The 12,940-nt window shown below is 75.3% G+C and carries 13 protein-coding genes; 3 read left to right on the top strand and 10 right to left on the bottom strand.

What is annotated here, in order from left to right:
• Window positions 1-5: 5 nt before the first annotated feature.
• Genes tsaD through tsaB form a run of 3 tightly spaced genes read right to left on the bottom strand, consistent with a single transcriptional unit; the run spans window position 6 to window position 2,227 of the window.
• Complete coding sequence (gene tsaD, locus GKC29_RS08450; RefSeq protein ID WP_155330289.1) at window positions 6-1,052, bottom strand: tRNA (adenosine(37)-N6)-threonylcarbamoyltransferase complex transferase subunit TsaD; 1,047 nt, start codon at window positions 1,050-1,052, stop codon at window positions 6-8.
• Window positions 1,045-1,509 carry a ribosomal protein S18-alanine N-acetyltransferase gene (gene rimI / locus GKC29_RS08445; RefSeq protein ID WP_196255838.1) on the bottom strand — a complete coding sequence of 155 codons (465 nt, stop codon included), beginning with the start codon at window positions 1,507-1,509 and terminating at the stop codon, window positions 1,045-1,047. The genes tsaD and rimI overlap by 8 nt, the downstream gene beginning before the upstream one ends.
• Window positions 1,510-1,549: 40 nt before the next feature.
• Entirely contained in the window at window positions 1,550-2,227 is a 678-nt protein-coding gene (gene tsaB, locus GKC29_RS08440) for a tRNA (adenosine(37)-N6)-threonylcarbamoyltransferase complex dimerization subunit type 1 TsaB (RefSeq protein ID WP_155330288.1), read from the bottom strand.
• A gap of 382 nt (window positions 2,228-2,609) precedes the next feature.
• Here tsaB and GKC29_RS08435 point away from each other — a divergent pair, with 382 nt between their 5' ends.
• Window positions 2,610-3,305, top strand: a complete 696-nt coding sequence (locus GKC29_RS08435; RefSeq protein ID WP_155330287.1) for a helix-turn-helix domain-containing protein — start codon at window positions 2,610-2,612, stop codon at window positions 3,303-3,305.
• Window positions 3,306-3,317: 12 nt separating this feature from the next.
• On the opposite strand, the gene ung is transcribed toward GKC29_RS08435, so the two are convergent.
• The 6 genes from ung to GKC29_RS08405 all read right to left on the bottom strand — a co-directional run bounded on the left by ung (window position 3,318) and on the right by GKC29_RS08405 (window position 8,828).
• Entirely contained in the window at window positions 3,318-4,019 is a 702-nt protein-coding gene (gene ung, locus GKC29_RS08430; RefSeq protein WP_155330286.1) for a uracil-DNA glycosylase, read from the bottom strand.
• Between the two features lie 105 nt (window positions 4,020-4,124).
• Window positions 4,125-4,601 (bottom strand): tRNA (adenosine(37)-N6)-threonylcarbamoyltransferase complex ATPase subunit type 1 TsaE, encoded by a 477-nt coding sequence (gene tsaE, locus GKC29_RS08425; RefSeq protein ID WP_155330285.1) that lies wholly within the window; start codon window positions 4,599-4,601, stop codon window positions 4,125-4,127.
• Window positions 4,602-4,653: 52 nt separating this feature from the next.
• Complete coding sequence (locus tag GKC29_RS08420; protein WP_155330284.1) at window positions 4,654-5,748, bottom strand: alpha/beta fold hydrolase; 1,095 nt, start codon at window positions 5,746-5,748, stop codon at window positions 4,654-4,656.
• Window positions 5,745-6,863 (bottom strand): alanine racemase, encoded by a 1,119-nt coding sequence (gene alr / locus GKC29_RS08415; protein ID WP_155330283.1) that lies wholly within the window; start codon window positions 6,861-6,863, stop codon window positions 5,745-5,747. Before alr ends, GKC29_RS08420 begins: the two co-directional genes overlap by 4 nt.
• Window positions 6,864-6,947: 84 nt before the next feature.
• Window positions 6,948-8,417, bottom strand: coding sequence for an NAD(P)H-hydrate dehydratase (locus GKC29_RS08410; RefSeq protein WP_155330282.1), 1,470 nt, complete (start codon window positions 8,415-8,417; stop codon window positions 6,948-6,950).
• Window positions 8,418-8,459: 42 nt separating this feature from the next.
• On the bottom strand, window positions 8,460-8,828 hold the full coding sequence (locus GKC29_RS08405; RefSeq protein ID WP_155330281.1) for a holo-ACP synthase: 369 nt from the start codon (window positions 8,826-8,828) through the stop codon (window positions 8,460-8,462).
• A gap of 174 nt (window positions 8,829-9,002) precedes the next feature.
• Here GKC29_RS08405 and GKC29_RS08400 point away from each other — a divergent pair, with 174 nt between their 5' ends.
• Window positions 9,003-9,299 carry a type VII secretion target gene (locus tag GKC29_RS08400; RefSeq protein ID WP_155330280.1) on the top strand — a complete coding sequence of 99 codons (297 nt, stop codon included), beginning with the start codon at window positions 9,003-9,005 and terminating at the stop codon, window positions 9,297-9,299.
• The gene (locus GKC29_RS08395; protein WP_155330279.1) at window positions 9,296-10,897 is read left to right on the top strand and encodes an alpha/beta hydrolase; all 1,602 of its coding nucleotides are present in this window, start codon (window positions 9,296-9,298) and stop codon (window positions 10,895-10,897) included. The genes GKC29_RS08400 and GKC29_RS08395 overlap by 4 nt, the downstream gene beginning before the upstream one ends.
• Window positions 10,898-10,957: 60 nt before the next feature.
• Here the strand turns inward: GKC29_RS08395 and glmS are convergent, their stop codons facing one another.
• Entirely contained in the window at window positions 10,958-12,871 is a 1,914-nt protein-coding gene (gene glmS / locus GKC29_RS08390) for a glutamine--fructose-6-phosphate transaminase (isomerizing) (protein ID WP_155330278.1), read from the bottom strand.
• Between the last annotated feature and the right edge of the window lie 69 nt (window positions 12,872-12,940).

Raw genomic sequence — 12,940 nt, 5'->3', positions numbered from 1 at the left:
TCCCCTCACACGCTGACCGTGGTCAGCGGCATCGCCGAATCCGCCGGAAGGTCCAGCCGGCTCGGCGCGACACCGGAGGCGACCAGGTGCGAGCCGAGCGCGGCGACCATCGCGCCGTTGTCGGTGCACAGCTTCGGCCGCGGCATCCGCACCCGGACGCCCTGTTTCGCCGCGCGCTCCCCGGCCATCGCCCGCAGCCGCGAGTTGGCCGCGACTCCCCCACCGATCACCAGGGTCTCCACCCCGTTGGCCCGGCAGGCATCGAGCGCCTTCCCCACCAGCACGTCGCAGACCGCCTCCTGGAAGGACGCGGCCACGTCGGCCACCGGGACCGGCTCGCCGGCCCGCTGCCGCGCCTCGACCCAGCGGGCCACCGCGGTCTTCAGCCCGGAGAACGAGAAGTCGTACCGGTGCGCCACCAGGTCCTTCGCGGCGGTCAGCCCGCGCGGGAAGCCGATGGCGCCCGGGTCACCCGCCCCGGCCTCCCGGTCGATGTACGGGCCGCCGGGGAAGGGCAGGCCGAGCAGCCGGGCCACCTTGTCGAACGCCTCGCCGGCCGCGTCGTCGATCGTCGCGCCGAGCGGGGTCACCCCACGCGCGAGGTCGTCGACCAGCAGCAGGGACGAGTGCCCGCCGGACACCAGCAGGGCGACCGCCGGCTCGGGCAGCGGCCCGTGCTCCAGGGTGTCCACGGCGACGTGCGCGGCGAGGTGGTTGACGCCGTACACCGGCTTCTCGGCGGCGACCGCGTACCCCTTGGCGGCGGCGACGCCGACCAGCAGCGCGCCGGCCAGCCCGGGCCCGGCGGTGACCGCGATGGCGTCGACGTCGGCGAGCGTCACCCCCGCCTCGGCCAGCGCCCGGTCCATCGTGGGCACGATCGCCTCCAGGTGCGCCCGGCTGGCCACCTCGGGGACCACGCCGCCGAACCGGGCGTGCTGCTCGACACTGCTGGCGAGCGCGTCGGCGAGCAGGGTGTGCCCGCGGACGATGCCGACCCCGGTCTCGTCGCAGGAGGTCTCGATCCCGAGGACCAGGGGTTCGTCAGCCATCGCTCCGCTCCTCGTGCCGCTGCATGACCAGCGCGTCGGTGTTGCTCGGCTGGTAGTAGCCACGCCGTACGCCGATCACCTCGAAGCCGTACATCGCGTAGAGCTTCTGGGCGGGGGCGTTGTCCGCGGCGACCTCCAGCAGCGTGCTACGGACGCGCCGCCGTGCCGCCTCGGCCAGCAGCGCCTCCAGCAGCAGCCGCCCGACGCCCCGGCGCTGCGCCTCCCGCCGGACGGCGATGTTCTGCACCCAGGCCTCGTCCGGCGAGGCGGTCGCGAGCCCGGCGTAGCCCAGCACGGCGCCGCCGTCGTCGGTCGCGACCAGGTAGTAATGCCCGTTGGCCAGCTCGTTCCAGAACATCGCCGGGGACCACTGCTCGGCACCGAAGAGGTCCGCCTCGATCGGCAGGACCTCTTCGATGTGCCACCACCGGAACCGCTCCAGCCGCACGCTGCTCACGGGGTCACCTCGGCTCGCAACCCGGGCACGCTCCTCGCGGTCACGGTAGGACCGGCTTGCGCGCGGTCGCCGCGACCGCGTCCGGCCGCCGCAGGTAAAGGGGGGTCAGCGGTTCCCCGGGCGCGCCGGCCCGGATCCGCTCGGCCGCGAGCAGGGCCAGCACGGCGGCCTCCGGGTAGCGGGGCTCGGCCGCGACCGGCAGGGCCAGCGTCTCCGCGTACCGGTGCGCGCCGTCGCCCACGGCGAGGGTGACGGCCAGGCCCCGGGCGCGCTCGGCGGCCACCGCCGGAGCGGACACCTCGGGGCCGGCGATCCGCTGGCCCGCACCGTCGTAGACCGCCCAGTAGATCTCCCGGCGCCGCGCGTCGCTGGCGGCGAGGACCGGTTCGCCGGCGGCCGCCGGGTGGCCGATCCCGTCCAGCGAGCAGACACCGTACGTGGGAACGCCGAGCACCTGCCCCATCGTGGCGGCGGTGACCAGCCCCACCCGCAGCCCGGTGAACGGGCCGGGGCCGAGACCCGCGACGATCGCGGTGAGGTCGGCGGGGCGCGCGCCGGCGTCGGCGAGGACCGCGTCCACCTGCGGGGCGAGCAGCTCCCCGTGCGCGCGGGCGTCGACGGTGCGGCGGTGCGCCCGGGTCTCGACGCCGGCCGCCGAGACCTCCACCAGCGCGGCGGTCACCGCGGGCGTCGAGCTGTCCACCACCAGTACGAGCACGGTGAACCAGCCTAGCCGCCCCGACGCTCACCCCGAGTGACGCCCCGGATCACCGCAGATCCCGCTGCCCACAGCGCCCCGCCCGTGCCGCTCCGCCGAGCCGGCACCCCGCCAGCCCCCCACCCAGCCAGCACCCCGCCAGACTTTCCTCTGCCCTGCCCGTCCCTCCGCCAGGCTTCCCCTCCGTTGGGGACCGATGCGCGCCCGCCGGATCGGCTGCTCGGTGTCCCGATGCCGTCCGGCCAGGAGCGGGTGCGTGCGCCTTCTGGTGCCGGACCACGGCATGTCGGGCTGGGAAGACCTGGTGCTGAGCGATATGCCGCTCAGTCATATTAATGACCGACAGTCATATCGCTTTCCACCTAGTTGTCATCCTCTGGCGGTGACGAAGAGTTCCCTCGCCCAGCAGATCGCCGCGACGCTCCGCCGCGAGCGGACGTCGCGGTTCCTCACCCAGCAGGCCCTCGCCGACCTCGCCGGCATCAGCCAGAGCGCTCTGGCCCGAATCGAGCGCGGTGACCGCGTGCCCAGCATCCCGCTGGTCGAGCGGGCCTTCGCCACCCTCGATCTCCAGCTCCGCGTCACGGTGGAGCAGCTCGACGCCCACCTGGACGCCCAGCTCGACGAGCTCGCCGCGCGACCGCTGGCGGACCGGCTCGACGACCTTCCGCTGGACCGGGTCCTGGAGCGGCTCGGCGACCTGCCGCACCTCCTGACCGGCTGCACCGCGGCACTGATCCAAGGCGTGCCGGTGCCCGTGGACGGCATCGACCTCGCCGTCCGTTGGCGGGACTCAGCCCGGTTCACCGCCTGGCTCGAAGCCGTCTACGGACAGCGGTGGAACGAGCGGTGGGGCGACTACGGCGGGCTGCGCCTCGAGCCGGAGGAGCCGGGCGAACACCGCTGGCGCACCCGGTACGGGGAGATCCGCGCGCAGATGTGCGACGAGCTGCCGGAGGCCATCGAGGTGAAGCACCGCGATCGCGGCTACCGGGTGGTGCCGGTAGGGGTGCTGGAGCTGACCGACCCCCGGACAGCGTCGCTTCTGCAGCGTTGGCGCAGCCGGGCCGCTGGCTGACCGGCCGGAGGCTCAGCCGGCCGTGCGCTCCCAGTCGATCGTCGGCAGGCCGACGTCGGCGAGCGCCTTGTTGGCGGCGCTGAACGGGCGGCTGCCGAGGAACCCGCGCGGATTCATCGGGCTGGGGTGGCCGGCCTCCAGCACCACGTGCCGCGGGTTGGTCACCAGGGCCGCCTTCTTGCGCGCGTACCCGCCCCAGAGCAGGAACACCACCCGCGTCTCCAGCGCGTCGAGGGCGCGGATGGTGGCGTCGGTGAACTCCTCCCAACCGGAGTTCGCGTGCGAGCCGGGGGTGGCCTGGCGGACCGTCAACACCGCGTTGAGCAGCAGCACCCCCTGCGCGGCCCAGCCGCTGAGGTTGCCGCCGGCCGGCTTCGGCACACCCAGGTCGTCACCCAACTCCTTGAAGACGTTGCGCAGCGACGGCGGCACGGCCACCCCGTCCCGGACGCTGAAGCTCAGCCCGTGCGCCTGCCCGACCCGGTGGTACGGGTCCTGCCCGAGGATCAGCACCCGGCAGTCCGCCGGGGCGCACAGCCGGTAGGCCGAGAACAGGTCCTCGACGGGCGGGAAGACAGTCTGCGTGGCGTACTCCCGGGCGACGAACCCGGCGAGCGCCGCGGTGCGGGCCGGGTCGAGGTGCGGGGTGAGCACCGTGCGCCACGCCTCCGGCAGCAACGCCGGCAGGTCCAGGGTGGGAACGTCGTCGGGCATCGGCGGCCTTTCCGGTCAGGTCGGTCCCGGGCACTCTAGGCCGCCGGTGCGACAGCCTCCGCCGCGGGCTTCAGCGGCCAGCGGGCCACCGTGCCCGGCGGCCGCTCAGGCCAGTACGGCCAGCCGGGACGCCCAGTCGCCGCCGACCGGCTCCAGGTCCACCACCCGGGTGTCGTCGTCCCGGCGGTCGATCCGGACCCGCAGGTGGGCGTCGACGAGCTGCTCGACCAGGCCCTCCCCCCACTCGACCACGGTCACCGACTCGTCCACCGAGGCGTCCAGGTCCAGGTCGTCGATCTCGGCGCGCGGGTCGGCCGCGTCCCCCAGGCGGTACGCGTCCGCGTGCACGAGCGCCACCCGCCCGCCCAGGACCGGGTCGGGGCGGTGCACCCGGGCGATCACGAAGGTCGGCGAGGTGACGTCCCCCCGTACCCCGAGCCCGGCGCCGATGCCCTGGGTGAGCGCCGTCTTGCCGGCGCCGAGCGGACCGGTCAGCAGCAGCAGGTCACCCGCGCGGAGCAGGCCGGCCAGCCGGCGGCCGAACGCGTGCGTGTCCTGCACCGTCGGCAGCGTTACCCTCACGGTGCCTCCCGGTCCGCGACCGCGCGGTTCCGCCGCGCCGCACCCCGCGCGCTCACGGCCCCGCCAGGAAGCGGGTCAGCGCGGAGTTGACCTCGTCGGCGTGCTCCAGCATCACCACGTGCCCGCTGTCGGGGATCTTGACGAACTCGGCGTGCGGCAGTCGCCGGACGATCTCCTCCGAGTGCGTGACCGGGGTGATCATGTCCTTGTCCCCGACGATCACCAGCACCGGCGTGCCGCTGAGCGCGGCGAGCGCCGGAAAGCGCGAGTGGGTGGCGAGCGTCCGCAGGTAGCGGGTGACCGTGTCGGCGGACGTCCGGGAGTTCATCTCCTCCACGTACGACACCAGCGCCGCGCTCGGCCGGCGGGTCCCGAAGCCGTACTTGCGGGTGAGCAGCCAGGCGACGTTGGTGGTGGACTTCCGCGCCCGGTCGATGACCGTGCCGCCGTAGCGGGTGGCGTTGCTCATCATGTAGAGCACCGGTGCGCCCACGCGGCCGAGCAGGGCCGAGGCGACCAGCTTGGTCTCCGCCAGCAGGCCGCCCGAGGTCGCCATCAGCACGGTGCCGACCACCCGGTCGCCGAAAAGCTCCGGGAAGAGCTCGGCGAACGCCATGATCGTCATGCCGCCCATCGAGTGGCCGACCAGCACCAGCGGGCCCTCCGGAGCGGTGCGGTCGATCACCGCGCGCAGCGTCCGGCCCAGCGCGGCCAGGTCGTACTCGCCGGTCTCCAGTCGCCCCGACCGGCCGTGGCCGGGCTGGTCGTACGCGACCACGCGGTGCTCGCCCCGCTCGGCGAGCATCTTGCGCTGGAAGTGGAAGGTGCCCATGTCGAGGCAGAACCCGTGCACCAGCACCACGGTCGGGTTGCCGGGCACCGGCCGGGTCGGCTCGACCACCTCGACGTGGATGTCGGTGCCGTCCGGCATCTCCACGCACAGCGCCTCGTCGTACCGCTGCTCGCCGAAGACCTCGCCGGCGTACGGGTCGGCGGGGTCGGCCTTGAACCGGCGGACGAGGGCGCGCTCGGTCGCGACGCCCGCGGCCAGGCCGGCGGCGGCGACCCCGACGGCGGCCAGCGCGCCGACGGCGGCCCGGGCGGGACCGGACCGGGGCAGGGGGATCCGGGGGCGGGACGACGTCACGGGCGCTCGCCGTCGTAGACGCGGGGCACCCGGCTGCTGCCGAAGCGGGTGACGATCTCGTAGTTGATCGTGCCGACCGCCTCCGCCCAGTCGTCGGCGGTGGGTGCACCGTCGGCGCCGCTGCCGAACAGCGTGGCCACGTCCCCGGCCGCGACCGGGTCGTCGCCGCAGTCGAGCACGAACTGGTCCATGCAGACCCGGCCGGAGATGGTCCGCCGGACGCCACCGAGCTGGACGGGGCCACTGTTGGAGGCGTGCCGGGGCACCCCGTCGGCGTACCCGAGCGGCACCACCGCCAGGGTGCTCTCCCGCTCGGTCGTGTAGGTGTGGCCGTACGAGACGCCCGCGCCCGCCGGGACCCGTTTGGTGAGCATGATCCGGGCGCGGGCGGTCATCGCCGGGCGCAGCCCGAAGCCCTCGCCGGTCACCGGGGAGAGCCCGTAGACGGCCAGCCCGGGGCGGACCAGGTCGAAGTGGGTGTCGGGCCGGGTCAGCGTGGCCGCCGAGTTGGCCAGGTGCCGGTAGCGCGGGCGCAGTCCGGCCTTCTCCACCATGCCCAGCCCCTCGTGGAAGACGGCGAGCTGGCGGTCGGTCGTCGGGTGGCCGGGCGAGTCGGCGTACACGAAGTGGCTCCACACGCCGACGACCTCGACCAGGCCGTCGGCCTGAGCCTTCGCGGCGGCGTCCAGCAGGGTCGGCCAGTCGGCGACGGTCGCGCCACCCCGGGACAGGCCGGTGTCGATCTTGAGGTGGAGACGGGCCGGCCGACCGGCGACCCGGCTCGCCTCGATCATCTCGTCGAGCTGGGGCAGGCTGGCCGCACCGAGGTCGACGCCGGCCGTCACCCCCTCGTGCAGCGGCAGCCCCGGAGCGAGCAGCCACGCCAGGACCGGCGCGGTGATCCCCGCCCGGCGCAGGGTGAGGGCCTCGTCGAGGGTGCAGACGCCGAGCCAGTCGGCCCCGGCGTCCAGCGCCGCGCGGGCGGCCGGCACCATGCCGTGGCCGTACCCGTCGCCCTTGACCACCGCCATCAGCTCGGCGGTGGTGCCGGACCGGAGCCGGCTCACGTTCTCGCGGATCGCGTCAAGATCGACGCGTACCTCGGCCTGCCACATGCCCCCAAGCCTACTGAGCTGATCACCGCGGCCTGACCCGCCCACGTCGATCCGGATGTCGCGCATGTCCGGCACCGCATCCGCTCAGGGCAGGCGGGCCAGCACCGGGCGCAGGGCGGCCGCCACGTCGGACGCCGTCACCGGGCCGCCCCGGGCCGCCTCACGGCCGGCCAGCCCGTGCAGGTACGCGGCCGCGGCGGCGGCCCGCTCCGGCGCCAGCCCGGCGGCGAGCAACGAGCCGAGCAGCCCGGCCAGCACGTCCCCCGTGCCTCCGGTGGCCAGCGCCGGCGTGCCGGTCGGGTTCACGTACGCCCGGCCGTCCGGCGTGCCGATCACCGTGCGGTCGCCCTTGAGCAGCACCACCGCGTTCATCCAGGCGGCCAGCCGCAGCGTGGCCGCCACCCGGTCGGCGCCCGGCGTCTCCCCGCAGAGCCGGGTGAACTCCCGGTCGTGCGGTGTGACCACGATCGGCGCGTCCCGCCGCCGCAGCTGCTCGGCGAGCGAACCGTCCACGAGCAGGGTCAGGGCGTCCGCGTCGAGCACGGCGGGAACCGGTGCCGCCAGCACGGCGCGCAGCTCGGCGGCGGCGTCCTCGCCGGTGCCGAGCCCCGATCCGCAGACCCACGCCTGCACCCGGCCGGCGTCGGCGACCCGCCCGGTGGCGATCACCGACGGGTGGTGGTGCAGCACCTCGTCGCGGGCCCCGCCCGCGTACCGGACCATGCCGGTCGGGCCGGCCGATGCTCCGGCGACCGAGAGCACCGCCGCACCCGGGTAGGTGGCGGAGCCGGTGGCCACGCCGACCACGCCCCGGCTGTACTTCTCCGTGGCCGCACCGAGCCGCGGCCACCAGTCGACCACGTCCGACCACTCGGTCACCCGGAGTGCCGGGCTGCCGCGCAGCCACGGCTCCAACCCGATGTCGACCAGCTCGACCTGACCGGCCAGTGCCGCGGCGGGACCCACCACCAGGGCCGGCTTCAACGCGCCGAAGGTCACCGTCACGTCGGCGCGTACGGCGCTCGGCCGGCCGGAGGCGGTGAGCGGCACGTGGCCCGTGTCCACCGCAACCCCGCTGGGCACGTCCACCGCGACCACCGTCGCCGGCGCACCGTCCCGCCCGCAGTGCCGCACCAGGCTCGCCGCGAGCTGGTCCGCCGTCTGCCGGAGGCCGCCGCTGCCGCCGATCCCGACGATGCCGTCGAGCACCAGGTCGACCCGGGCGGGTGGGCGCTCGACCAGCCGACCGCCCGCGGCGCGGAACGCCGCCAGGCCGTCGGCGTGCGCCCGGCCGGGGGTCAGCAGCAGGGCCGACACGGCCGCCCCGCGGCGCGCCAGGTGCGCGCCGGCGAGCAGCGTGTCACCGCCGTTGTCCCCCGAACCGACCAGCAGCAGTACGCGGGCGGCGTACACCCCGCCCCGGTCGGCGAGGAGCAACGCGCACCGGCGGGCCAGTCCGGCGGCGGCGCGCTGCATCAGCGTTCCCGGCGGAAGCGTGGCCATCAGACCCGCCTCCGCGGCGCGTACGTCCGCCACCCGCCACACCGGTCTCATCCGACTCCCGTCCCGTGCGAGGCGTGCCCGGCACGCCACCGATCAGCGTTCCGCGACCACCATCGCCGAGGCGATGCCACCGTCGTGCGACAGCGAGATGTGCCACCGGTTGACCCCCCGCTCGGCGGCCGCCGCCGCGACGGTGCCGGAGACGGTCAACCAGGGCCGGCCGTCCGGATCCGGCACGATCTCGCAGTCGTGCCAGCTCAACCCGGCCGGCGCGCCGAGCGCCTTGGCCACCGCCTCCTTGGCGGCGAACCGGGCGGCCAGCGACTCGGGCGAGCGCGGGTTGCCGGAGCCGGTGTACCGCTCGGCCTCGGTGAAGAGCCGGTCGGCGAGCAGCGGCGTCCGCGTGAGGGCCCGGGCGAACCGCTCCACGAGGACCACGTCGATGCCGACCGCGACGATCACGGGCCCACCCTACCGGCGCGGGCCGCCGCACATTAGCCGTCGACGCCGCCTGGGGCAACGCCTGTGGACAAGCCGGCGGTACGGCGGCGACCGGTCGTCCACAGGGCACGCGCGGCGGGGCCGGCGAACCCTAACGTTCCGCCCGTCCATGTCGACGACGTCACGGGGGCGACGATGAGCGAGGAGATGTTCAGTGTCCGGCCGGACGCGCTGCGCCGGAGCGCGTCCGGGCTCGCCGACGACGCGTACCGGCTGGCGCACGGGGTGGGCGGCGCGGCCGGGCTGGTGGTGCCGGCGCCGGAGTGGGCCGCCGGGACGGCGCTGGCCGGGTGCGAGGCGGCCGTGCACGCCTGGTTCGGGGGGCTGGGCGCGCGGGTGGCGGCCACCGCGGAGGCGGTCCGCTCGGCGGCCGAGGCGTACGACGCGGTGGACGACCGGGCGGCGGCCCGGCTGGCCGGGGCGCCCCGATGACGGCTCCGGCCGGGCCGGGGTACCGGGAGCTGTGGGCGGCCGACCCGGGGGCGTGGCGGGCGGCCGGAGCGGCCTGGTGCGCCGCCTCCGCGCTGGTCGAGCGCCGCGCGGGGGAGCTGACCGGGAGGGCCGCCGCGCTGCGGGACGCCTGGTCGGGTCAGGCGGCCGGTGCCGCGGCCGCCCGTCTCGGCGGGCTGCGCGGCGAGCTGCTCGCCGGCCGGCCCGGTATGGTCGAGGCCGACCAGGTGCTGGCCGAGTTCGCCGGCCGGCTCGCCACCGCCAAGGCGCGGCTCGACACGGCGGTCACGCTGGCCGACCGCTCGGGCGTGCGGGTGGACCGGCGCGGCCAGGTCAGCGCCGACCCGTCGCGCCCGGCGACGGCCGGCACCGGCCGGGCGGTCGCGGAGGTGGCCGCCGGGATCGGCGCCGCACTCGACGCGGCGCGGGCCGCCGACCGCGACGCCGCCGGTCGCCTTGCCGAGCTGGCCGGCGCGGCGGCATCCGGCTGGGTCGGCCCACCCCCGCCCGGCCGGCCCGGGGCCGATTCCACGCCGGTGGCGGTGCGGGCCTGGTGGGCGGGGTTGAGCCCGGCGCAGCGCCGGTGGCTGGTGGCGTACGAGCCGCAGCGGGTCGGCCGCCTCGACGGGGTGCCGGTGGCCGCCCGGGACCAGGCCAACCGGCTCCTGCTCGGGCAGCACCGCGAGGACCTGCTCGCCGAGCGGCGACGGCTGCTCGACCGGGTGCCGCCCGGGCCGCTCCGGCTGGCCGGGCTGCGCCGGGTGGACGCGGCACTCGCCGGGCTGGACGCGTTGGCCGGCCGCCTCGCGGCGCCGGAGGGCCCGCGGGCGTACCTGCTGACGCTGGCCACCCAGGAGGAGGGACGGGCCGTCGTGTCGCTCGGCAACCCCGACCGCAGCGACCAGGTGCTCACGTACGTGCCGGGCATGACGGCCGGCCTGGACGACGTGACCGGTGAGCTGGACCGGGCGGGCCGGGTCCTGTCCCGCTGCACGGCACTCGCCCCGGGCGAGGAGACCGCGGCGGTGCTCTGGCTCGACTACGACGCCCCGGACTTCCTCCACGAGGCCGCGTGGGCGGGGCGGGCGGGCGACGCCGGGCCGGCGCTGCACCGGTTCCAGGAGGGGCTGCGCGCCACCCACGACGGCGAGGACGCCCGGCTGACCGTGCTCGGGCACAGCTACGGGTCACTGGTCGTGGGCAGCACGGCGCGGGACCACGGCCTCGCCGCCGACGCCGTGGTCTTCGTGGGCTCGCCCGGCGTCGGGGTGGACCACGCCCGCGACCTGGGCCTGCCGCCGGGTCAGGTCTGGGCGAGCACCGCCGCGGACGACGTGATCCGGTTGGCGCGCCCCGCGGACGAGCTGCTCCAGCGGCCGCTGCTGGGCACGTCGCCGATCGGCGCGGCGGTCGCGCTGCTCGACGGGCCGGAGCGGGCCCTGTGGTTCGGGCGCGACCCGTCCGACCCGAGCTTCGGCGGGCGTACCTTCCCCAGCGGCCGGTACGGCCACACCGGCTACTGGGAACCCGGCAACCCGGCGCTCGACGGCATGGCGCGGGTGGTCCTCGGCCGGCCGTAGCCCGGACCTGCGACGGGCCCGCCGGACCGACGGAAGCGGTCGGGCGGGCCCGTCGTCGACTCACTCGACCGTGACGGACTTCGCCAGGTTGCGGGGCTGGTCGACGTCGTGGCCCCGGGCGGCGGCGATCTCCGCCGCGAGCACCTGCAACGGCACGGTCGTGACCAGCGGCGCGAGCAGCGTCGGCGTACGCGGGACGTAGATGAGGTGGTCGGCGTACCGGACCACGGCCTCGTCCCCCTCCTCCGCGATCACGATGGTCCGGGCGCCGCGCGCCCGCACCTCCTGGATGTTGGAGACGACCTTGTCGTGCAGCATGCCCCGGCCGACCGGCGACGGCACGATGCAGATCACCGGCGTGCCCTTGTCGATCAGCGAGATCGGGCCGTGCTTCAGCTCACCGGCGGCGAAGCCCTCGGCGTGCATGTACGCCAGCTCCTTGAGCTTCAGCGCGCCCTCCAGCGCCACCGGGTAGCCCACGTGCCGGCCGATGAACAGCACGGTCGGCTCGGACTTCAGCTCACGGCCCAGCTCGCGTACCGGCTCGATCCGGTCCAGCAGCTCGCGCAGCTTGCCGGGCATCTCCTGGAGCTGGGCGACCACGGCGCCGACCTCGTCGGCGAACTTGATCCCGCGCACCTGGGCCAGGTGCAGCCCGATCAGGTAACACGCGACGACCTGGGTGAGGAACGCCTTGGTGGACGCGACCGCGATCTCCGGGCCGCCGTGCGTGTACAGCACCGCGTCGGACTCGCGCGGGATGGTGGAGCCGTTGGTGTTGCAGATGGCCAGCACGCGGGCCTTCTGCTCCTTGGCGTGCCGCAGCGCCATCAGCGTGTCCATGGTCTCGCCGGACTGCGAGATGACCACGATCAGGGTGGACCGGTCCAGGACCGGGTCGCGGTAGCGGAACTCGCTGGCCAGCTCCACCTCGCAGGGGATGCGGGTCCAGTGCTCGATGGCGTACTTGGCGACCAGGCCGGCGTGGTAGGAGGTGCCGCAGGCCACGATGAAGATCTTGTCGACGTCGCGCAGGTCCTGGTCGCTGAGGCGGACCTCGTCGAGCATGATCTCGCCGGCCTCGGTGAGCCGGCCGAGCAGCGTGTCCGCGATGGCCTGCGGCTGCTCCTCGATCTCCTTGAGCATGAACCAGTCGTAGCCGCCCTTCTCGGCGGCCGACGAGTCCCAGTCGATGTGGAAGTCCTTGCCGGTGGCGGGCTGGCCGGCGAAGTCGGTGATCTCGATGGTGTCGCCGGTGATCAGGACGATCTGGTCCTGACCCAGCTCGATCGCGTCCCGGGTGTGCTCGATGAAGGCGGCGACGTCACTGGCGAGGTAGTTCTCGCCGTCGCCCCGGCCGACGACCAGGGGCGAGTTGCGCCGGGCGCCGACCACCGCGCCGGGGATGCCGGCGTCGACGGCGAGCAGGGTGAACGCGCCCTCCAGGCGCTGGCAGACCACGCGCATGCCGGCGGCGAGCAGCTGCGGCCCGTCCGGGTGGCCGGCGGCGCGCAGGTCGGCGAGCGCGGCGGCGAGCAGGTGCGCGGCACACTCGGTGTCGGTGTCGCTGGTGAACTGGACGCCGTCGGCCTCCAGCTCGGCGCGCAGCTTGGCGAAGTTCTCGATGATGCCGTTGTGGATGACGGCGACCCGTCCGTCGGGGGCCAGGTGGGGGTGGGCGTTGCGGTCGGTGGGGCCGCCGTGGGTGGCCCAGCGGGTGTGGCCGATGCCGGTGGTGCCGTCGCCGATGCCGATCGGGCTCGCGGCGCAGGACGCCGGGTCCTCGGCGGCCCGCTCGGACAGCACCTTCTCCAGGTTGGCCAGCTTGCCGGCCTTCTTCTCGGTCAGCAGCTCGTCGTCGCAGACGATGGCGACGCCGGCCGAGTCGTAGCCGCGGTACTCCAGCCGCCGCAGCCCGTCGAGCACGATGCCGAGTGCCGGGCGCGCGCCGGCGTAACCCACGATTCCACACATGGGTGGCAGCCTAACCCAGTTTCGCTCAGCGCGCGTGCTCGGAAGTCCAGTAAACGATCAGCAACTTTG

The organism is Micromonospora sp. WMMC415, from assembly GCF_009707425.1.
GTDB lineage: Bacteria > Actinomycetota > Actinomycetes > Mycobacteriales > Micromonosporaceae > Micromonospora.
Note: the sequence above shows the minus strand (reverse complement) of the source record. Positions and strands in the feature narration are given on the sequence as shown.

Bases quoted from the DNA above. Each gene is read 5' to 3' on its own strand.
- tsaD (WP_155330289.1), bottom strand. From the start codon at position 1,052: ATGGCTGACGAACCCCTGGTCCTCGGGATCGAGACCTCCTGCGACGAG.
- ung (WP_155330286.1), bottom strand. From the start codon at position 4,019: ATGCCCGACGACGTTCCCACCCTGGACCTGCCGGCGTTGCTGCCGGAG.
- GKC29_RS08395 (WP_155330279.1), top strand. From the start codon at position 9,296: ATGACGGCTCCGGCCGGGCCGGGGTACCGGGAGCTGTGGGCGGCCGAC.
- GKC29_RS08400 (WP_155330280.1), top strand. From the start codon at position 9,003: ATGAGCGAGGAGATGTTCAGTGTCCGGCCGGACGCGCTGCGCCGGAGC.
- alr (WP_155330283.1), bottom strand. From the start codon at position 6,863: ATGTGGCAGGCCGAGGTACGCGTCGATCTTGACGCGATCCGCGAGAAC.
- glmS (WP_155330278.1), bottom strand. From the start codon at position 12,871: ATGTGTGGAATCGTGGGTTACGCCGGCGCGCGCCCGGCACTCGGCATC.
- GKC29_RS08410 (WP_155330282.1), bottom strand. From the start codon at position 8,417: ATGAGACCGGTGTGGCGGGTGGCGGACGTACGCGCCGCGGAGGCGGGT.